The sequence below is a fragment of the Kitasatospora sp. NPDC088548 genome (genome assembly GCF_044753005.1).
Classification (GTDB): Bacteria; Actinomycetota; Actinomycetes; order Streptomycetales; family Streptomycetaceae; genus Kitasatospora.
The window spans coordinates 55,764-75,404 of record NZ_JBIVMI010000014.1; the positions used below are offsets into that span (position 1 = coordinate 55,764).

The window sequence follows — 19,641 nt, forward strand, 5'->3', positions numbered from 1 at the left end:
GGCCCGGGCCCGCGTGGGCTACTGCTGCTGCGGGACCTTCCAGCCGACCACCAGGCCGTCCTCGACGATGGCGCCGGCCGGTGCCTCCTTGGGCCAGAGCGAGTAGCAGGCGGCCACGATCACGTTGACCACGGCCACGATGCTCAGCCGCAGGTACCAGCCGGTGAAGGTGTCGAACCGGGCGGAGCCGTCGGAGAGCGGGACCAGTGCGGTGATCAGGGCGAGGGTGATGGCGGCGGAGACCACGGTCCGGCCGCAGATCTGCCACTCGTAGCGGGTCCGCTCGGGGCCGTACTTGGGGGAGCGCCGCGGCTTGGGGCCGCCCGCGAAGCGGTACAGGAAGTGCCGGTCGGCCCAGCGGACCAGGGACGGCCCGTAGCCGATCGAGAAACCGGCGTAGCTCGCCGCGAGCGCGTGCGTCCAGCTCGCGGTGGCGCCGCCGCGCAGGTCGAGCACGGTGAGGACGAACAGGGTCAGGTCCACCACGGGCAGGCCGACCAGCAGTACGGTGCTCAGCCGCCGGCGGCGCAGCAGGTAGCGGGTGGCGAGGCCGAGGGCGAGCACGGCCCAGAAGGCCACCTCGGCCGCGACGATGAGGGTGACGATCACGGTGTTCTCCCGGGCTCTCGGCGGTGCCTCCAGCCTTCCGTGCGCGGCCCGGCCCGTCATCGTCGCGGAAGGCGAGCCCGGGCTGCATCCTTCGATGTACGGCGGCTCCTCCCCGCACCGGAGCCGGGCACCCCGCCGGGGGTGATCTGATGGGGCCGTGCGCAGACCCGTCCTCACCCCGCAGCAGGAAGACCGCGCGATCGCCCTCCTCGGGCTGCTCGGCGGCCTGGTGCTGATCGCGTTCCGGGTGTACGAGGAGCCCGCGACCGTCCCCCGCTGGGCGGTGCTGCCGCCGCTGCTGGTGACGGCGGCCCTGGAGCCGTTCCGGCGCCGCCGGCCGGTCCTGACCGTGACGGTCGGCGGGCTGGCCTTCGCCGTGAGCGTCTTCTACGGCGCGCTGCTGGCGACCACCATCATGTACACCGACCTGCTCTACGCGGCGGTGATCTACGGCAGCCGCCGGATGTCGCGCGTCCTGCACCTGAGCGGTGGCGTCTCGGTGCTGGTACTCAGCACCCTGACGCTGGTCTACACCGACGCCCCGAAGGCGATCGCGGTGATGGTGGTCACCGCGTTGATCTTCCTGGGGCCGGTGTGGACCGGTGACGTCGTGCGCAAGCACCGTCAGGAGGCGGAGAACGAGCGGCTGCGGGCCGAGCAGACCGCGCTGCTCTCCGAGATGGACCGGCGGGAGGCAGTGGGTGCCGAACGGGCCAGAATGGCAAGGGAGTTGCACGACGTGGTGGCCAACCACCTGTCCGCCATCGCGATCCATGCCACCGGCGCGCAGTCGCTGGCCCGCCGTCAGCGGCGGCCCGAGGACGATCCGCTGGTGGCGGCGCTGGCGGTGATCCGGGAGAACAGCGTCCAGGGTTTGGCCGAAATGCGCCGGATGATCGGCCTGTTGCGGGACAGCGGCGGGGGAGCGGTCGACGAGTCCTACACCGCACCCGACCTGGCCGCGGTGGACAGTCTGCTGGCCAAGGCCGGGGCGGCCGGGCAGGACGTCGGGCTGGCCTTCGAGCTGACCGAGCGGGGCGAGCGCGGCGAACTGCCGGCGCCGGTCGGGCTGGCGGCGTACCGGATCGTCCAGGAGTCGCTGACCAACGCGCTCAAGCACGCCGGACCGGGGACGGTCCGGCTGCTCCTGGAGTTCGGGGCGGACGAGCTGCGGATCGCCGTCGACAGCCCGTACCGCGGTGGCGAGGACCGGCGGCTGCCGGGTGCGCGGGCCGGTCTGGTGGGCATGGCGGAACGGGCCGGGCTGCTCGGCGGCAGCTTCGAGGCGGGCCCGGGCGGAGGGCTCTGGAGCGTGCGCGCGGTGCTGCCGCGCGCACTGGTGACGGAGAAGGGCGAGGGACGGGCATGACGATCCGGGTGCTGGTGGCGGAGGACCAGGCGGCCGTCCGGGCGGCGCTGGTGATGATCCTGCGGGCCGAGCCGGACATCGAGGTGGCCGGGCAGGCCGCCGACGGCGAGGAGGCGGTACGGCTGGCGCTGGAGCTGCGTCCGGACGTCGTCCTGATGGACGTCCAGATGCCCCGGCTGGACGGCGTCTCGGCGACCCGGGAGGTGGTGGCCGCCGGGGCGGCCCAGGTGCTGGTGCTGACCACCTTCGACCTGGACGAGTACGTCTACGGCGCGCTGCGAGCCGGCGCGGCCGGGTTCCTGCTGAAGGACCTGGAGGCGGACACCCTGGTCGAGGGCATCCGCACGGTGGCGCGGGGGGACGGCATGCTGGCGCCCTCGGTGACCCGGCGGCTGATCGGCACCTTCACCCGCCCGGAGCGGACGGTGGGGCCCGACGTACGGGCGCTGGTGGCCGGGCTGACGCCGCGCGAGCGCGAGGTGCTGGCCTGTGTCGGCGCGGGGCTGTCCAACAGCGAGATCGCGGGCCGGCTGGAGATGGCGGAGGCGACCACCAAGACGCATGTCAGCCGGATCCTGGCCAAGCTGCGGCTGCGCAGCCGGGTGCAGGCGGCGATCCTGGCGCAGGACCTCGGGCTGACCGTCTGAGCATCGGACGGTCCTGCCGTCCGACCTTTCGGTGACGGACCGGGTCGGGCACAGATCACACTCTCGATTGGCACCACGGGGCCGTCGCGGGCATTAGAGTCCGCGCATGAGCGACGCGGCTCCAGGTGGGTGATCCCTGCCCTGAGCCGCCTTCAGGGCCCGCCCGCAGGGCGGCGACGGCATCCGGGAGACCAGCCATGAGCAACGCGTCCAGCAAGCAGATCGCCGTGATCGGGGCCGGCCTGATGGGGGCCGGCATCGCCCAGGTCTCCGCGCAGGCCGGGCACCCGGTCGTGCTGCGGGACGTCACCGAGGAGGCGCTGCAGCGCGGTCTCGCGGGCATCCGCGCCTCGTACGACAAGTTCGTCGCCAAGGGGAGGCTCAGCGCCGAGGACGCCGAGGCGGCGCTCGGCCGGATCACCACCACCACCGACCTGGGCGCCGTCGCCGAGGCCGACATCGTGGTCGAGGCGGTCTTCGAGCAGCTGGACGTCAAGGAGGGCGTCTTCAGGGAGCTCGACAAGCTCGCCAAGGACGGCGCGGTGCTGGCCTCCAACACCTCCGCCATCCCGATCACCCGGATCGCCGCCGCCACCCGGCGCCCCGAGTCGGTCGTCGGCGTGCACTTCTTCTCGCCGGTGCCGCTGATGAAGCTGGTCGAGCTGGTGCGCGGCTACAAGACCAGCGACGAGACGCTGGCCGCCGCCCGGGCCTTCGCCGAGGGCGTCGGCAAGGACGTCGTCGTCGTCAACCGCGACGTGGCCGGCTTCGTCACCACCCGTCTGATCACCGCGCTGGTCGTCGAGGCCGCCAAGCTGTACGAGTCGGGCGTCGCCACCGCCGAGGACATCGACACCGCCTGCCGGCTCGGTTTCGGCCACCCGATGGGCCCGCTGGAGACCGCGGACCTCACCGGCGTCGACATCCTGCTGCACGCCGCCCGCAACATCTACGCCGAGACCCAGGACGAGAAGTTCGCCCCGCCGGAGATCATGGCCCGCATGGTCACCGCCGGTGACCTGGGCCGCAAGAGCGGCCGGGGCTTCTACCCGCACCCGGGCGCGTGAGCTCCGCAGACGAATGACCGGGGCGGCCGCGCGGTCGTGGCACCGCGTGGCAGGCCCGGCCGGAGCCGGGTGAGTTTCCTCACGCCGGTGCCGCAGACGGGTGATTTGGGCGGGAATCGAGCGTAGGTATGGAGACTTACTGCGTATATTCCCTCGGACGAGTGAAGTTGACTCAGATCTGGCCTGAACCAGCAACCTGTGGTGCTGGTTCGCCGTCAGATCAGGGGGAACCCGGCATTCCGGCCGGGCCCGGGCGCGGGGCTACAGGCCCGCCCGGATGGACACCCCGCCTCCAGGCCCGGCGCGGCCGGGGCGGAACGACCCGGTACCAGGATTGCCAGGCCGAGGAGGAGAGCATGCGCATCACCGGCGACCAGACGGCGCTGGCCATCGAAGGCCGCCTCGACGTGCGCACCGCCGCCGACGCGCGGGCCCGGCTGCACCAGGCCGTCGACGGCGGCCGGGGCGACCTCGTGCTCGACCTCGCCCGGCTGGAGTTCTGGGACGCGACCGGTCTCGGCGTGATCATGGGCACCCACCGGCGGGCCGGCCGGATCGGCCGCCGGCTCGTCCTGCGCTCCGTCCCGGCCCAGCTCCAGCGGCTGCTGGTGGCCACCCGGCTGCACCGCATCCTCGCCGTGGACGGTGTCGTCGCCGAGCCGCTCGGCGCCACCCTGCCCGCGCTGGGGCCGGTGCTGTAGGGCCCGTCCGGGAGGTCCCGCCGGGCGTGCGCGGCGCATCGCCGGACCGGCCCTCCGCCCGCTCCGCCCGCCTCGCCGGGACGGCCCGGTGCCCGGGGCGGGACCGCCCTGCACCGGCGGGCGCGGATGTGCAAGAGTCTGCCCTCAGGAAGACGGCCGCCGGGGCCAGGTCCGGCTCCCCAGCCTTCGGCCGGGAGCCGCCCCGACCCGTACGCGGCCGTACGCAGTCGTCGGCCGGTCGGCGTGGGGCGCCGGACGGCCGGGCATGGGGCGGGGAGCAGAACGTGGGACAGCCATCCGGTGAGTTCCGGCAGGAGGCCGTGCGCATCCGGGGCGGTGAGCTGGTCTCCGGCGGCCTGCTGGTGAGCGTCGGCACCCCGGACGGCTCCGAGGCACGGCCCTGCCCCGAGGAGTGGCGGCCCCGCCCCCGCCGGATCGGGCGTACCGAGCCCGCCCGCGGCCCGGTCGGCGGCCCGGGCCGCGCGGTCGGACCGCTCGCCCTCGGCGCCGGGCCCGCCGACCTGCCGCTGCTCGACCGCGAGGCCGACACGGCCCGGCTGCTCGCCCTGCTCGCCGAGGGCCGCTCGATACGCCTGGTCGGCCAGGCCGGCTCGGGCCGCAGCGCCCTGCTGTCCGCCGTGGCCGAGGCGGCCGGCGACCTCGCCCCCGGCGGCGTCGTCCAGCTCTGCGGCCACCGCCGCACCGCCGCCGATCTGCTCCAGGACCTCTTCGCCGCCACCCACCACGCCCCCGGCTACCGGCCGGATCCGGGCACGCTCGCCGAGCACCTCGCCCAGGTCGGCGCGGTGGTGGTGATCGACGAGGTCGAACCGGCCGGGCCCGAGCTGGAGCGGCTGCTCGCCGCCGCCCCCGACTGCGCCTTCCTGATCTCCGTCGCCCCCGACGGCCCGGTCCTGCCGCCCGGCTCCCGGCTCCAGGACCACCTCGTCGCCGGGCTCTCCCGGTCCGCCTGTCTCGGGCTCGCCGCCCGGCTGGCCGGCCGGCCGCTGGACGAGACCGAGAAGGCCTGGGCGGTCGACCTCTGGTTCGAGTCCGAGGGCCTGCCGCTGCGCTTCGTCCAGGCCGCCGCGCTGCTGCGGCAGCGGGATGTCGCGGTGGACGCGCTGGTCGCGGCCGAGGAGGACCGGCTGGACGTCTTCGGCGCGGTCCGGGAGCCCGTCCACGACCCCGACCCCGCGGTCCGCGAAGGCGCGCTGCGCCGGACCGTCCCGCTGCCGTCCGTCGCCGAGAGCGCCTCGCCCGCCGTCCGGCTCGCCGAGGGCCTGAGCGAGCCCGCACAGGCCGTGCTGCGCCTCGCCGTCGCGCTCGGCGGCGAGTGCCCGACCGCGCCGCACCTGCCCGCGCTGATCGACGTCGGCCAGGGCGAGAACGCGCTGCACGAACTCGCCGACGCCGGGCTCGCGGTGTCCATCGGCGGCCATCACCGGCTGACCGCGGGCGCGCTCGAACTCCTCGCCCCGCACTGGCCGGCCCGCGACAGCGTGGACGGCGCCGCCCAGCACTTCGCCTGGTGGGTCGGGCACAGCTCGGTCTCCACCGAACAGATCGCCGCCGAGGCGGAGGTGGTGATCGGCGCGCTGCTGGCCGACCGGGCCGCCGGCCGGACGGCCTCGGTGCTGCGGCTGGCCCGGGCCGCCGCCCCCGCGCTGGCGCTGGCGCTGCGCTGGGGGGCCTGGGAGCGTGCGCTCGAGCTGGGCCTGGAGGCCGCCCGCCGGGCCGGCTCGCAGGCCGACGAGGCCTGGTTCCACCACGAGTTGGGCGTGTACGCGATCTGTGCCCGGGAGCCTGCCAGGGCGGTGGCCGAGCTGGAGGCCGCGCTCGCCCTGCGGGCCGCTCTCGGTGAGCAGCGCGGGGTCGTCGCCGCCGGCCGGATGCTCGACCTGCTGCGCGCCGACGGCCGCCGGCTGCCGGCCGCCGAGCCGTCCGGCCCGGCGCCCGTGCGGCGCCCCGGCATCAGGTCGATGGCCCAGGTGCCCTGGCGGTTCAAGACCACCCCCGGCACGGCCGGCCACAAGCGGCGCACCGTGGTCGCCGCCTCGGCGGCCGTGCTCGCGCTCGGGGTGCTCGGCACGGCGGTCGCGCTGAGCGTCGCCGGCCCGGAGGAGCACAAGGGCACCGATCCGCACAGCAGCACCGACGACGGTTCCGGCCTGCCCGGCACCCCGGTCCTGCCGCGCTCCGGCACCAGCCCCCGTCCGACCGCCTCCGGCGGCACCGACGTACCGGGCGACCCGGGCGAATCGGGGGAGCCTGCGACGGCGGACCGGACGAGCCCCACGCCGTCGGCGACCACCACTACGCCGTCGCACTCGCCGTCCACGACGAAGAAGCCCACCAGGTCGCCGAGCGCGACGGAGGAGAGCCCGCAGCCGCCGGCCTCCGGAGCGCCGCCGCAGCCGCCGGTGGTTCCGCCGGCGCAGCCACCGAGCCAGCCATCGGGCCAGCCGACCGCGCCGGCGAGTACCCCTCCGTCGGACCCGCCGACGAGCGCGGTACCCACGACGCCGTCCGGGTCGGCCTCACCGCCGACCGGAACCCCCTCGCCGCCCGGGACGCCCCGGTAGGGACCGGTGGGGTGGGGAACAGCCGGTCAGAACAGCTTCAGCTTGTCGTCGTCGATGCCGCGCAGCCCGTCGTAGTCCAGCACCACGCAGCCGATGCCCCGGTCGGTGGCCAGCACCCGGGCCTGGGGCTTGATCTCCTGCGCGGCGAAGACGCCCTTCACCGGGGCGAGCAGCGGATCCCGGTTGAGCAGCTCCAGGTAGCGGGTGAGCTGCTCGACGCCGTCGATCTCGCCGCGCCGCTTGATCTCGACGGCGACGGTCGCCCCGTCCGCGTCGCGGCAGAGGATGTCGACCGGGCCGATGGCGGTCGGGTACTCGCGGCGGATCAGTGACCAGCCGGTGCCGAGCACCTCCATCCGGTCCGCCAGCAGCTCCTGGAGATGCGCTTCGACACCGTCCTTGATCAGACCCGGGTCGACCCCGAGTTCGTGGGACGAGTCGTGCAGCACCTCCTCCAGCGTGATGATGAGCTTCTCACCGGCCTTGTTCACCACCGTCCAGATCCCGTCGGCCTCCTTGAGAGCGCACGGCGGGGACATCCAGTTGAGCGGCTTGTAGGCGCGGTCGTCGGCGTGGATGCTGACGCTGCCGTCGGCCTTGACCAGGATGAGCCTGGTGGCGGAGGGCAGATGGGCGGAGAGCCGACCGGCATAGTCGACTGAGCAGCGGGCAATTACGAGACGCACGGTCGACCACGCTAGCCCACCGGGGCCAGTTGATGCGATTCCGCGACGCCCGGGTGAAGAAAGCACGAACCCCGCGAACATGGAGGCCCGGCGGTCCGAGGACTGCCCGCCGCGCTCTGGCGCTCACACCCATGGGCCGCTACCGTGTGTGACGGCATGCTTGCGGGAGCGCTGTCAACGGGGACGGAGACTTCAGATGAACGATCCGACGGGATCTGGCCAATCTGGTGCACCGAGGCGTATTTCCGGAGGAATCCGCAGGAATAACCGGCTGGGCCCACCGTTGGCTGCCACGCTGTTCTGAGCGGTCGGCGCCCTCGACACGTCCTGCGGCGCCGCCGCCCTCGCACGGTGCCGGAAACAGCCGTTCGACGGTGTTCCGGACATCACGCGCGATTCGCCCACCCTCACCCTCAGCTTGGACTACGCATCACCACCCGGGCGCCGCGCGGGTGGACCGCGAGAGGAGAATCCATGTCGCTCGACGTCTCACCGGCCCTGCTGGAGAAGGCCGAGCGGGGCGAGGTCGACGAGCGGGAATTCGTCGACTGCGTCCGCGTCTCCCTGCCGTACGCCTGGGAGTTGATCAGCTCGCTGGTCGCCCAGGCGAAGGTCGACGGCACCGACTTCGCCGACAACCAGGTACCGCCGCCCGGCGAGCAGGCCCGCGGCCAGCTCCTCCGGGCCCTCGCCAGTGATGCCATCCGGGGTGCCCTGCAGCGGCACTTCGGCGTCCGGCTGGCCTTTCAGAACTGTCACCGGGTGGCGGTGTTCCTGCCCTCGGATGCCAACGAGGCGCGGTTCGACCGTTTCACCTCCGTCCGGGAACAGCTGCTCAACCAGTCCGAGGAACTCCGGGACTGCTGACCGGCCGCCGGGCCGTGTCGGAACGCCACCGGGCCGCTCCGCCTCCTGACCGGAGGAGGGGCGGCCCGGGCCGTTCGACGGCCTCCTCACCGGCCCCCGCCGGCCGCCGTGTCCGCACCGCCCGTCGGGCACCGGTCAGCCGAGCTGCGGCAGCACTTCGGAGCCGAGCCGGGCGATGTTGTGCAGCGTCGCGTCGCGGTCGCCGCTGCCCTCGGCCAGCAGCGCGAAGCGGCGGATGCCCGTCCGCTCGGCGGTGGCCAGCAGCCGGTCGGCGCACTGCTTCGGCGTACCCACCGCGTGCAGGTCGCAGAGCAGCTCGGTGTACTCGCGCGGGTCGCGCATCTTGCGTTCCCGTCCGTCGACCGTCCGGTGTGCCCCGAGCCCGTACTCGAACCAGCCGGGCATCGCGCGCAGCAGGGTGGCCCGGGCGGCCGAGGTGCGGTCCTCGACCTGGGCCACGCCGGCCGCGACATGCTGGCGGCCGACCCGGCGCAGCTGCTCCTCGCCGCGCCCGGCGGCCAGCCAGGCGGTCCGGTACAGCTCCAGCATGCGCAGCTTGTCCTCGTCGCCGGAGTGCATGCCCAGCAGCATCGGCAGGCCGCGTTCGGCGGCGAGCCTGACCCCGCCGGGTGAGGTGCAGGCGACCACCACCGGCGGGCCGGCCACCGGCCGCCCGCTGCTGCCGAGCTCCCCGTCGGGGCCGTCGGCGTCCTTGCGCTGGCGCGGGAACCGCAGCAGCCCGGCCTGATCGCCGAGGCCCAGCCAGGATCCGAGGCCGGGGCGGCGGGGCGGCTCGGCGGCCCGGGGCACCACGGCCACCTCGGGGAAGCTGAACTGCGGGCCGTCCGCGCCCACCCGGGAGCCGCGCAGCCACCGCAGCAGCAGGTCGAGCCGCTCCGGGAAGCCCTGCTCGAAGGCGTCGACGCCGCCGCCGAAGACGTCCAGGTCGATCCAGGGCCCGCCGCGGCCCACCCCGAGCGTGAACCGCCCCTCCGAGGTGAGGTGCAGCAGCGCGGCCTGCTCGCCGAGCGTCACCGGGTGGGCGGTGGAGAGCACACTGACCGCCGTGCCGATGCCGATCCGGCGGGTGCGGCCGAGCAGCAGCGCGGCGAGCGTGGCGGCGTTCGGGCAGACCCCGTACGGGACGAAGTGGTGCTCGGCGAGCCAGACGCTGTCCAGGCCCGCGCGCTCGGCCTCGACGGCGGCCCGGACGGTGCGGTCCAGCGCCTCGCCGTGGGTCTGCCCGGGGAACTGCGCCGAGAGCAGGAACGCGCCGACCCGTACCGGCGCGGTGTCCGCGGGAAGTACGGCGGCCCGCTGGGGGGTGGGCAGCGGGGTGTCGGACACGGCCGTCACCCCGGCGGCGGACGTCAGCGCGGGGCCGGGGGCGGGCGGCCGGACCCCGACGGGCCGACGGGTCGTGGCTCGGGGGCTGGTCTTGGTCATCGGTGGGCCTCCTCGGGTGCGCGCAGGGTCTGCGGGCCCCGCCTGTCCCCTCGTGAGTAGCCCATGTCATGTGCCAATGGCACGCTGAACCCTGAATTTCTCTGGAGAACGGGTGGATATCACCGGAAACACCGAAGTGCCGGACGATGCCGTGATAGGGGCCCGGGGGAGGAGTTCCCGGCCGTAGGCTGGAACGGTTTCGAACCCCCGCAGAGAGGTAGCCAGACGTGTCGCCCCGCCGCAACCGGATCAAGAGCGCAGCCGACCGCGAGGCCTCGGAGCCGGCCGCCCCGCTCGGCGGCTCGCTGCGCCGCACGGAGACCTACCGGGGCGACGAGTGGGTGGTGCAGACGGTGGCCGGGACGGCCGGCCGCTACTACCGCTGCCCCGGCTGCGACCAGGAGATCCCGCCGGGCGTCGGCCACGTGGTGGCCTGGCCGGCGCACGGTGCCGGGGTGGACGACCGCCGGCACTGGCACCGGGCCTGCTGGGGCGCCCGCGACCGCCGGGCCTCCAACGTCCAGCGAGGCCGCGGCGCCCCGCGGTACTGAGACCGGCGGGGCGCCGCGTCGGGGCCCGGGAGACCGGGGGGCTCAGGCGTCGCGGTTCTTCAGCACCAGCGCCCCGCCGACCAGCGCGGCCAGCGTCCAGGCCAGGCAGATCAGGAAGCCGGCCCAGGGACCGTACGGCTGGCCGTGCTGCTCGTAGACCAGCATCATCCGCGAACCCGAGTAGTCGGGGAAGTAGTGGGCGAGCGTGCTGACCTTCGGCACCGCCGAGAGGATCGGCGAGAGCAGGAAGAAGAACGGCACCAGCACGCCCAGGGCCAGCGTCTGGTTGTGCAGCATCGCGGTGACGCCGGCCGAGAAGAGACAGAGCATCGTCAGATAGAGCGCCGCGCCGAACACCGCGCGCAGCACGTGCGGTTCGCCGAGGCCGGTGGAGTGGTCGCCGAGCAGCGCCTGGCCGGCGAAGAACGTGAGGAACGCGGTGACCAGCGAGACCGCCAGGGCCAGCGTGCCGAGGACCACCGCCTTGCCGGTGAGCAGGGTGCCGCGCTGGGGGACGGCGGCCAGGGTGACCCTGATCATCCCGCTGCTGTACTCGTTGCCGACCGCCAGCACCCCGAAGACGATGATGGCGAGCTCGCCGAGGATGATGCCGGAGAAGGCGGTACCGGTCGCGTCGAACGGGGTCTGCTCGTTGCGGTGGAACTCGGTGAAGTTGTTGTTGGTCAGCAGGGACAGCAGCGCGCCGAGGCCGAGGGTGACCACGAAGGTCAGCGCGAGCGTCCAGACCGTGGAGCGGACGCTGCGGATCTTCGTCCACTCGGAGCGCAGGACCGCCGGGAAGGACGCCATCTCAGTTCTCCTCCTGCCGGGCCGGCACGGTCTTCCGCGCCGCGCCGTCGTCGTGCCACCGGGCGCCCCAGGCGCCGGGCGCGCCGGCCGCGTCGAAGCCCTCGCCGGCCCCGGCGTGGTACTCCACGGAGTCGGCCGTCATCTGCATGAACGCGTCCTCCAGTGAGGCCTGCTGGGGGCTGAGCTCGTGCAGCACCACGCCGTGGACGGCGGCCAGTTCACCGAGCGCCGCGAGGTTGCCGTCGACCACCTCGTACGAGCCGTCGGGGCCGGGTTCGCCGCGCAGCCCGGCGCCGGCCAGCGCGTCCAGCAGGAGCTCCGGCTGCGGGGTGCGCAGCCGGACGGCGGACCGGGAGTTGCGCCGGATGAACTCGGGCATCGGCAGGTCGGCGAGGAGCCGGCCCCGGCCGATGACGACCAGGTGGTCGGCGGTGACGGCCATCTCGCTCATCAGGTGGGAGGAGACGAAGACGGTCCGGCCCTCGGCGGCGAGGCGCTTCATCAGGTTGCGGATCCAGAGGATGCCCTCCGGGTCGAGCCCGTTGACCGGTTCGTCGAACATCACGATCTCCGGGTCGCCGAGGAGCGCCGAGGCGATGCCCAGGCGCTGGCCCATGCCGAGGGAGAAGCCGCGGGCGCGTTTGCGGGCGACGGAGGTGAGACCGACCAGGCTGAGCACCTCGTCCACCCGGCCGGTCGGGATGCGGTTGCTCTGGGCGAGCCAGAGCAGGTGGTCGCGGGCGGTGCGGCCGGGGTGGACGGCCTTGGCCTCCAGCAGCGCGCCGATGTACTTGAGCGGCTCGCTGAGCTGTCCGTACCGCTTGCCGTCGATGGTGACGCGGCCGGAGGTGGGTCGGTCGAGGTCGAGGATCATGCGCATCGTGGTGGACTTGCCCGCGCCGTTGGGGCCGAGGAAACCGGTGACCACGCCCTGCGGGACCTGGAAGCTCAGCCGGTCGACGGCGAGGGTCGTGCCGTAACGTTTTGTCAGGTCGTGCAACTCGATCATTCGCGCTCCCTTACTCTCCGTCAGGATATGACAAAGCGGACATGGCGGCCCGCTGAGTGGGCCCGCCGGGTGCGCCGAACTACGGTGGGCCCATGACCCAGCTCCCCTCCGCATTGTCGGTCCGCGAGAGCGGCACCGGAACACCTCTCGTGCTGCTGCACGCCTTTCCGCACAACGCCTCGATGTGGTCCGCGCAACTGGACGCCCTGCCCGGACTGACCGGCGACGAGGCCCGCGTCCTCGCCCCCGACCAGCGCGGCTTCGGCGGCACCGAGCTGGGCACCGACGAGCCCTCGCTGGACGCCGTCGCCGACGATGTCGCGCTGCTGCTGGACGCGGCCGGCATCGAACGGGCGGTGGTCGGCGGGCTCTCGATGGGCGGGTACGTGGCGCTGGCCTTCGCCCGCCGCCACCCGCGGCGGCTGGCCGGCCTGCTGCTGGCCAACACCAGGGCCACCGCCGACACCGAGGCGGCCCGGGCCAACCGCGAGCGGATCGCCGCCGCCGTCCTGGCCCGGGACAGCGTCCGGCTGCTGCTCGACGAGCGGACGGCGGCCGGGCAGCTCGGGCCGGACTCCGGGCACCTGGTGGAGCGGGTGGAGGGGATGATCGCGGAGGCGTCACCGGCGGCCGTCGCCTGGGCGCAGCGGGCGATGGCGGCCCGGCCGGACGCCCTGGACGTGCTGGCCGGGGTACGGGTGCCGACCGCCGTGGTGGCGGGGGAGAAGGACGGCCTGACGCCGCTGTCCGAGGCCGAGCTGATGGTCCGGGCCAGGCCGGACGCCGAGCTGACCGTCGTCCCGGGCGTGGGGCACCTGAGCGCGCTGGAGGCGCCGGAGGCGTTCGACGCGGCGGTGCGCAGACTGCTGGCGCGGGTCGCCGGATGAGTGGCGACGCGGCGGGCTGGGACTTCTCGGCGCTGGAGGTGACCGGCCGGATGCCCGTCACCAACCGCGGCGAGGCGCTGGTCGAGCTGACCCTGGAGCCGCTCGGCGAGGACTACTGGATGCGGCCCGGGGAGACGTTCATCGTCACCTCGTACGGGGACTACGGGCCCGGGCACCCCTTCGAGGTGCAGTACTGGCCGGACTCGGTGACGGTCTGGTGCACCTCGTGGTTCGGCACCGCGTCGGACGACGAGGGCAACCAGCTGAGCAGCGGGTACCAGCGGCCGGACGGCGCGTACCCGCGCTGAGCGCGGTGGCTGTGATGGCCGCGGTGGGCGGGGTGGGCGGGGTGCCGGACGGGCCGGTGCCCCGCCCACCGTGATCCGGCGCGATCCGGCGGACCGGCCGGGGCCGGGCGGGCGGCGGGACTGGCGGGGAACCAGAACAGGCCCCCACCCGGGCGGGTGAGGGCCTGTCGGTGATGCGTCAGCGCGACTGCTGGGCGGGCACGCCCATGCTGTCGTCGTTCGGCAGCGAGGCGGCGGCCACGGCCGCGCCGGTCAGCGTCGCCAGCATCTCGCGGACGTTGGTCAGCTGGGCGTTGATGCTGTCGCGGCGGTTGGTGAGCGCCGCCAGCTCGCGCTCGGATTCGCTGCGGATCCGGTCGGCCTTGGCGTTGGCGTCGGCCACGATGTCCTCGGACTGGCGCTGGGCCGTCTCGACGGTCTGGCGGGCGCGGCGCTCGGCGTCGGTGCGCAGCTTCTCGGCCTCCAGGCGCAGCTGCTCGGCCCGGTGCTCGATCTCGGCGAGGCGCTTCTCGGCCTTGGCCTGACGGGCGGCCAGGTCGCGCTCGGACTGCTCGCGGCGCTTGGCCAGGTTGGTCTCGAACTCCAGCGCGGCCTGGGCGGCCTTGGTGCGGGTCTCCTCGAAGAGGGCGTCCGCCTCCTCGCGCTTGTTCTGGGCGTCCTTGTTGGCCTCGGCGCGCAGCTGGGCGCTGTCGCTCTTGGCCTTGTCGACGATCCGCAGACCCTCGTCCTCCGCCTTGGCCTTGCGGTCCTTGGCGTAGTTCTCGGCCTCGCTGCGCACCTGCTGGGAGGCCGCCTCGGCCAGCTCGCGGTGCTGCTCGGCGGCGCGGTGCGCCTCCTCGCGCAGGTCCTTGGCCTCCTCCTCGGCGAGCCGCAGGATCTTCTCGACCCGGGCGCCGAGACCGGCGTAGGAGGGCTCCGTCTCCGTGACCGCCGCCTGGGCGGTCTGGGTCTCGAGGTGGAGCTCCTCGATGCGCTTCTCCAGCGCACTGATCCGGGTCAAGGCACTGTCACGGTCGGCCACCAGCTTGGTGATCCGCTCGTCGACCTGGGCGCGCTCGTACCCACGGCGCACCAGGTCGAAGCCGTGAGGGGAGTGACTGTCGCTCATGGGGTTCTGGGCTTCCTGTCGTCAAACCGCTGAGGTGGTTGAGGGAATCCTGACACGTTACCGGAGTGTCGTCGGCGAAATGCCGTTGCATCGCGGAGAATGTCCGCTCAATCGGGTGGTGCGCCACCGGAGCGATTGCCACCCGACCGGGGGGCGCCCACTCCGGCACCGGCCTTGGCACCCCCGTCCTTCTTGTTGCTGCTTCCCCCGTTGGTCTGTGCGACCGGTGACGGCGCCTCGAACGCCTCCAGCGCGGACAGCACGTCCTGCACCCTGGAGATCTCGGTGTTGATGTCCTTGCGGCGCCGCACCAGTTCGTCCAGCTCGCGCCGGCCCTCGCCGGTGACCCGCTTCGCCTCGGCCCGGGCCTCGGTGAGGAGCCGCTCGGCCTCCGCCTTCGCCAGCTCGATCTGCTCGTCCGCGGTCTCGTCGGCGGCCCGCAGCCGCTTCTCCGCCTCGGTCGAGGCGGCTTCGACCCGCTCCTCCGCGTCGTCCTGGGCGGACTTCAGCTTGGCCTCGGCCTTGACGATCAGGGCCTCGGCGCGGCTGGTGGAGTCGGCGAGCTTGGTCTCGGCCTCCTTCAGCAGGCCCTCCGCCTTGCGGACGGCCGAGATCCGGACCTTGCTGGCCTCGGCGGACGCCTGCGAGGTCAGCTCGTTGGCGCGCTCCTCGGCGGCCGCGACCAGCGCCGCCGCCCGGTCCTCGGCCTCGGCGACGGTGGCCACCGCCTGCTCCTCGGCCTCGGTCAGCTGCTCCTGAGCGGCCGTCACCAGGGCGTCCACCCGCTCGCCGGCCGACTTCATCGCCTGCGCGTTCTCCTTGCGGGCGCGCTCGTGCAGCGCCTCGACCTCGGCGTCGGTGCGCTCGCGCAGCTCCTCGGCGCGCTCGCGGATCGCGGTGGCGTCCCGGCGGGCCTCGGAGAGCAGCGCGTCGGCGTCCGCCCGGCCCTTCTCGACCTCGTTCTGGCCGGCCGCCTCGCCGGCGGCGACCAGCCGGTCGGCCTCCTTGCGAGCGGCAGCGACCATCGCGTCCGCCTGCTCCTCGGCGGCGGCGGTGGTGGCCAGTGCGGTGGTCTGGGCGTCCTCGCCGAGTGCCTCGGCGTCCGCGAAGGCCTTCTCCAGAACGGAGTTGGCCTGGTCCCGGGTGGCCCGGTCGAACTGCTCGGCGGCCTCGCGGGTGTCGGCGTCGTAGGCGTCGGCCCGGGCGTGGGTGGCGGTGTCGTAGTCGTCCGCGAGGGTCCGGGTGGCCAGCGCGTACTCCTCGGCCTCCGCCCGTAGCGAGGCGGCGAACTCCTCCGCCTCGGCGATCGTGGCGGCGGCCCGCTCCTCGGCGGCGGCCACCGTCCGGGCGGCCAGCGCCTCGGACTCGGCGCGCTGCTGGTCGGCGGCCTCCTGGGCGGCGCGCAGCTCGGCCTCGGCGTCGGCGCGCAGCTGTTCGTCGTAGGCCTGGGCCTCGACGCGCTGGTGGGCCAGTTCGGACTCGACCGCCTCGCGTTCGGCGGCCAGCTCCAGCGCGGTCTGCTCGCGCAGCGCGGCCACCTCGGCGGCGGTCCTGGCCCGCAGATCGGTGGTCTCCCGCTCGGCGAGGGCGCGCTGCTCGGCGGTCTCGCGGTCGGCCAGGGCCCGCTGCTCGGCGGTCTCCTGGTCGGCGGCCTCGTGCAGCTCGGCGACGGCGCGGTCGGTCCGCTCGCGGAGTTCGGTGGTCTCCCGCTCCGCCAGTGCCCGCAGTTCGGTGGTCTCGCGGTCGGCGGTGTCGCGCAGCTCGGCGGCGTCCTGCTCGGCCCGGTCGCGGACCTCGGTGGCCTCCCGCTCGGCGGTGGCCCGCTGCTCGGCGATCTGCTGCGAGGCGGCCTCGTACATACCGGCCACCGACTGGCGGACCTCGGCGGCCTCGTCCTCGGCGACGGCGACCAGCTCGGCGCCCTCGGCCTTGGCGGCGGCGACGAGCTCCTCGCCGTCGACGCGGGCCTGCTCCAGCACCCCCGCCGCCTCGGTGCGGATGTTCTGGGCGGTGGCGCGGGCCTCGGACAGCTCCCGCCCGGCCTCGGCGCGGACGGTCGAGGCCTGCTCGGCGGCCAGGGCCAGCTCGGCCTCGGCCTTCTCGCGCACCGCCTTCGCCGCGGCTGCGGCCTCGGTCCGCCGCCGCTCGGCGGCGGCCTTGGCGGCCTCCAGGGCCTGTTCGGCCTCGGCCCGGAGGCGGGTGGTCTCTGCGGCGGTCTGCTCGGTGAGTTCGGTGGCGGCCTGTTCGGCTTCGGTGCGGACGCGGGTGGCGTGGGTTTCGGCGGCCTCGCGCTGCGCGGCGGTCTCCGCGGCGGTGCGCTCGGTGAGTTCGGTGGCGGCCTGTTCGGCCTCGGCCCGGAGGCGGGCGGTTTCCGCGGCGGTGCGCTCGGTGAGTTCGGCTGCGGCCTGTTCGGCCTCGGCCTGGAGGCGGGCGGTTTCCGCGGCCGTGTGCTCGGTGAGTTCGGCTGCGGCCTGTTCGGCCTCGGCCTGGAGGCGGGTGGTCTCTGCGGCGGTGCGCTCGGTGAGTTCGGTGGCGGCCTGTTCGGCTTCGGTGCGGACGCGGGTGGCGTGGGTTTCGGCGGCCTCGCGCTGCGCGGCGGTCTCCGCGGCCGTCCGTTCGGTGAGCTCGGCGGCGGCCTGCTCGGCCTGCTCGCGTGCGGCCTTGGCGGCGGCCAGGTGCTCGGCGGTCTCCTCGCGCTCGCGGAGCAGCCCGTCGGAGGCCTCCTCGCGCTCGCGCCGGCTCTCCTCGCGCAGCGCGTCGGCGGCCGCCTCGGCCTCGCCACGGGAGCGGGCCAGCTCGGCGTCGGTCTCGGTGCGCAGCCGCTCGGAGTCGGCCACCGCGGCGTCCAGGACGGCTGCGGCCTCGGCCTGCGCGTCGGCCCGGACGGCCTCGGCCGAGGCGTTCGCCTCGGCGCGCACCCGATGGTCGAACTCGGTTGCCTCGCGGCGCAGTTCGGCGGTCTCGCGCTCGGCGGCGGTCCGGTTCTCGGCGGCCGCTGCCTTGGCGGCGGCCAGCGCGTCCTGGCCCTGCTGCTCGGCGGTGGCGGTGATCTTCTCGGCCTCGGCCCGGGCCCGGGTGAGGGTCTGCTCGGCGCGGCTCTGGGTCTCGGCGGCCTGCTCCTTGGCCTGGGCGCGCAGCCGCTCGATCTCACCGGCCGCACCGGCCCGCAGCTCGTCCGCGTCGGCCTTGGCCCTGGTGAGCAGCTCCTCGGCGCTCTTCGCCGACTCCTCGATCTGCACGACGGCCTGGCGGCGGGCCTCGCCGCGCACCCGGTCGGCCTCGGCGGCCGCCTGGGAGCGCAGCTCCTCGGCCTCGGCGCGCAGCCGGGCGGCCTCGTCCTGCATCTGCTGCACCCGCTCGCGGATGCCGGCGGCGTCGTCCAGCGCGGCGTTCTGGGCCTGCTCGACGGCGGCCTGCGCCTGCTCGCGTAGCCGCTCGGCCTCGGCGGCGGCCTCGGTCCGGATCCGCTCGGCCTCGGCGGCCGCCTCGCTCCGGGCGGTGCCGGCGTCCTGGTCGGCCCGGGCGAGCACCTCCTCGGCCGTCTTGGCGGCCTTGGCGAGGTGGACGGTGGCGTCCTTGGCGCCGGCCGCCCGGCCCTCCTCCTCGGCCTCGGCGCGCAGCTGTGCGGCGGCGGCCTCGGCCTGGGCCCGCAGCTCCGCGACATCGCGCTCGGCGGTGGCGCGCAGCTCGGCGATGGCGGCCTCGGCCTCGGCCCGCAGCTGGCCGGCCACCGACTCGGCGGTGGCGCGCAGCCGCTCGCTCTCCTCGGCGGCGGCGGCCTTGGCGGCCTCCGCCTCGGCCTTCTTGGTGGCGGCCTCGGCCTTGATGGCCTCGGCTTCCTTGGTGGCGACGGCGACCATCCGGGCGACCTCGGCCCGGGCGGTCTGCGAGCGCTGCTCGTTGGCGGCCTCGCCGTCGGCGACCTTGCGCTCGGCGGCGGCCTCGGCGTCGGCCTGGAGCTGTTCGGCGGCGACCTCGGCCTGGGCCCGCAGTTCGGCGGCCTCCCGGCGGGTGCGTTCGGCCTCGGCGATCGCTTCGGCGCGCAGCCGTTCTATCTCGGCCTGGGCGTGGGCGAGCTCCTGCTCGGCGCGGGCCTGCTCGGCGGCGGCCTGCTCCTTGAGCCGGCCGATCTCGGCCTGGGCGGAGGCGAGCTGCTGTCCGGCGGCGGCGTGGGCGCCGGCCAGCTGCTGCTGGGCCTCGCCGCGCGCGGCGTTGACGTCCGCGGCGGCCTGGGCGCTGGCCTGCTGGGCCTGCTCGGAGGCGGCGCGCAGCAGTCGCTGGGCGTCGCTCTGGGCCCGCTGGAGGGCGGCCTCGGCGGCGGCCTGGGCCTCGCCGCGGGCGGCGTCCACGTCGGCGGCGGTCTGGGCGCGGGCCTGGTCGGCGAGGGCGGTGGCCTCGGCCCGGGCGGCGGCCATCATCCGCTCGGACTCGGCGCGGGCCTCCTGGAGCAGGCGCTGGGCCTCCTGCTCGGTGCCGGCCCGGGTCTGCTCGGCCCAGTTGACGTTCTCGTTGACGTGCTGCTCGGCGCTGCGGCGCAGCTCGGCGAGCTCCTCCTCGAGCTGGCGGCGGCGGGCGGTGAGCTCGGCCTCCAGCCGGGCGGTGCGCTCGGCGGCCTCGGCCATCAGCCGCTGGGTGGCCGCCTGGGAGTCGCGCAGCTGCCGTTCGGCGTCGGCGCGCAGCTGCTGGGCCTGCATCTCGGCGGTGCGGAGCATCTGCTCGGCCTGGCCGGAAACGGCGTCGAAGGCGCGCGGCTGGGCGAGCATGCGACGGGACTCGTGCAGCTTGGCCCGGAGCACCTCCACCTGGTAGGCGAGGTCCTCGGCATGCTCGACTGACTTGTCCCGCTCCTTGCGAGTCCGATCCATCTCGGCCTCGAACTGGGAGAGGTGATCGTCAACCTCGTAGCGGTCGTAGCCCCGCACTCCGCGGTCCCATCCATCTCCTGGTCGCGTCCTCGACCCGGCCGGTTCGGGTTCCCGCTTGTCCGGGGC

16 protein-coding genes are annotated in these 19,641 nt (G+C 74.7%); 9 read left to right on the forward strand and 7 right to left on the reverse strand.

Translation table 11 applies throughout. The features are described 5' to 3' along the window. Positions 1-18: 18 nt before the first annotated feature. Positions 19-609 carry a hypothetical protein gene (locus ACIP82_RS19365; protein ID WP_400654619.1) on the reverse strand — a complete coding sequence of 197 codons (591 nt, stop codon included), beginning with the start codon at positions 607-609 and terminating at the stop codon, positions 19-21. Between the two features lie 157 nt (positions 610-766). On the opposite strand from ACIP82_RS19365, the gene ACIP82_RS19370 reads away from it, so the two are divergent. From ACIP82_RS19370 to ACIP82_RS19390, 5 genes are all read left to right on the forward strand, one after another. After that, positions 767-1,978: a sensor histidine kinase gene (locus ACIP82_RS19370; RefSeq protein ID WP_400654620.1), complete on the forward strand. Its 1,212-nt coding sequence runs from the start codon at positions 767-769 to the stop codon at positions 1,976-1,978. Next, positions 1,975-2,625, forward strand: a complete 651-nt coding sequence (locus ACIP82_RS19375) for a response regulator (RefSeq protein ID WP_400654621.1) — start codon at positions 1,975-1,977, stop codon at positions 2,623-2,625. The genes ACIP82_RS19370 and ACIP82_RS19375 overlap by 4 nt, the downstream gene beginning before the upstream one ends. Positions 2,626-2,822: 197 nt before the next feature. Continuing rightward, a complete protein-coding gene (locus tag ACIP82_RS19380) occupies positions 2,823-3,692 on the forward strand; it encodes a 3-hydroxyacyl-CoA dehydrogenase family protein (protein WP_400654623.1) in 870 nt (289 codons plus the stop codon). A gap of 356 nt (positions 3,693-4,048) precedes the next feature. Then, positions 4,049-4,393 (forward strand): STAS domain-containing protein, encoded by a 345-nt coding sequence (locus ACIP82_RS19385; protein ID WP_363604824.1) that lies wholly within the window; start codon positions 4,049-4,051, stop codon positions 4,391-4,393. Positions 4,394-4,677: 284 nt separating this feature from the next. Beyond that, positions 4,678-6,978: an ATP-binding protein gene (locus tag ACIP82_RS19390; RefSeq protein ID WP_400654626.1), complete on the forward strand. Its 2,301-nt coding sequence runs from the start codon at positions 4,678-4,680 to the stop codon at positions 6,976-6,978. A 26-nt stretch (positions 6,979-7,004) separates the two neighbouring features. On the opposite strand, the gene nucS is transcribed toward ACIP82_RS19390, so the two are convergent. Then, a complete protein-coding gene (gene nucS / locus ACIP82_RS19395; protein WP_363604827.1) occupies positions 7,005-7,664 on the reverse strand; it encodes an endonuclease NucS in 660 nt (219 codons plus the stop codon). A 474-nt stretch (positions 7,665-8,138) separates the two neighbouring features. Here nucS and ACIP82_RS19400 point away from each other — a divergent pair, with 474 nt between their 5' ends. Beyond that, positions 8,139-8,531, forward strand: coding sequence for an SCO5389 family protein (locus ACIP82_RS19400; RefSeq protein WP_363604828.1), 393 nt, complete (start codon positions 8,139-8,141; stop codon positions 8,529-8,531). Positions 8,532-8,666: 135 nt separating this feature from the next. Here ACIP82_RS19400 and ACIP82_RS19405 read toward each other — a convergent pair whose 3' ends face one another. Beyond that, complete coding sequence (locus ACIP82_RS19405; protein ID WP_363604829.1) at positions 8,667-9,977, reverse strand: LLM class flavin-dependent oxidoreductase; 1,311 nt, start codon at positions 9,975-9,977, stop codon at positions 8,667-8,669. Between the two features lie 227 nt (positions 9,978-10,204). Between ACIP82_RS19405 and ACIP82_RS19410 the strand changes: the two genes are divergently transcribed. Further along, positions 10,205-10,528, forward strand: a complete 324-nt coding sequence (locus ACIP82_RS19410) for an ATP/GTP-binding protein (RefSeq protein WP_400654629.1) — start codon at positions 10,205-10,207, stop codon at positions 10,526-10,528. A 42-nt stretch (positions 10,529-10,570) separates the two neighbouring features. On the opposite strand, the gene ACIP82_RS19415 is transcribed toward ACIP82_RS19410, so the two are convergent. Further along, entirely contained in the window at positions 10,571-11,338 is a 768-nt protein-coding gene (locus tag ACIP82_RS19415) for an ABC transporter permease subunit (RefSeq protein ID WP_363604832.1), read from the reverse strand. A gap of 1 nt (position 11,339) precedes the next feature. Further along, positions 11,340-12,347: an ATP-binding cassette domain-containing protein gene (locus ACIP82_RS19420; protein WP_363604834.1), complete on the reverse strand. Its 1,008-nt coding sequence runs from the start codon at positions 12,345-12,347 to the stop codon at positions 11,340-11,342. Between the two features lie 92 nt (positions 12,348-12,439). Between ACIP82_RS19420 and ACIP82_RS19425 the strand changes: the two genes are divergently transcribed. Then, positions 12,440-13,234 (forward strand): alpha/beta fold hydrolase, encoded by a 795-nt coding sequence (locus tag ACIP82_RS19425; protein WP_400654633.1) that lies wholly within the window; start codon positions 12,440-12,442, stop codon positions 13,232-13,234. Beyond that, positions 13,231-13,542 carry a hypothetical protein gene (locus ACIP82_RS19430; protein ID WP_400654635.1) on the forward strand — a complete coding sequence of 104 codons (312 nt, stop codon included), beginning with the start codon at positions 13,231-13,233 and terminating at the stop codon, positions 13,540-13,542. The genes ACIP82_RS19425 and ACIP82_RS19430 overlap by 4 nt, the downstream gene beginning before the upstream one ends. Positions 13,543-13,720: 178 nt before the next feature. On the opposite strand, the gene ACIP82_RS19435 is transcribed toward ACIP82_RS19430, so the two are convergent. Both ACIP82_RS19435 and ACIP82_RS19440 read right to left on the reverse strand, forming a co-directional pair. Continuing rightward, positions 13,721-14,650: a cellulose-binding protein gene (locus tag ACIP82_RS19435; RefSeq protein WP_363604839.1), complete on the reverse strand. Its 930-nt coding sequence runs from the start codon at positions 14,648-14,650 to the stop codon at positions 13,721-13,723. Positions 14,651-14,757: 107 nt separating this feature from the next. Then, a complete protein-coding gene (locus ACIP82_RS19440) occupies positions 14,758-19,572 on the reverse strand; it encodes a hypothetical protein (RefSeq protein ID WP_400654639.1) in 4,815 nt (1,604 codons plus the stop codon). Positions 19,573-19,641 lie beyond the last annotated feature (69 nt).

Bases quoted from the DNA above. Each gene is read 5' to 3' on its own strand.
- ACIP82_RS19375 (WP_400654621.1), top strand. From the start codon at position 1,975: ATGACGATCCGGGTGCTGGTGGCGGAGGACCAGGCGGCCGTCCGGGCG.
- ACIP82_RS19380 (WP_400654623.1), top strand. From the start codon at position 2,823: ATGAGCAACGCGTCCAGCAAGCAGATCGCCGTGATCGGGGCCGGCCTG.
- ACIP82_RS19400 (WP_363604828.1), top strand. From the start codon at position 8,139: ATGTCGCTCGACGTCTCACCGGCCCTGCTGGAGAAGGCCGAGCGGGGC.
- ACIP82_RS19420 (WP_363604834.1), bottom strand. From the start codon at position 12,347: ATGATCGAGTTGCACGACCTGACAAAACGTTACGGCACGACCCTCGCC.
- ACIP82_RS19385 (WP_363604824.1), top strand. From the start codon at position 4,049: ATGCGCATCACCGGCGACCAGACGGCGCTGGCCATCGAAGGCCGCCTC.
- ACIP82_RS19405 (WP_363604829.1), bottom strand. From the start codon at position 9,977: ATGACCAAGACCAGCCCCCGAGCCACGACCCGTCGGCCCGTCGGGGTC.
- ACIP82_RS19430 (WP_400654635.1), top strand. From the start codon at position 13,231: ATGAGTGGCGACGCGGCGGGCTGGGACTTCTCGGCGCTGGAGGTGACC.
- ACIP82_RS19415 (WP_363604832.1), bottom strand. From the start codon at position 11,338: ATGGCGTCCTTCCCGGCGGTCCTGCGCTCCGAGTGGACGAAGATCCGC.
- ACIP82_RS19425 (WP_400654633.1), top strand. From the start codon at position 12,440: ATGACCCAGCTCCCCTCCGCATTGTCGGTCCGCGAGAGCGGCACCGGA.
- ACIP82_RS19435 (WP_363604839.1), bottom strand. From the start codon at position 14,650: ATGAGCGACAGTCACTCCCCTCACGGCTTCGACCTGGTGCGCCGTGGG.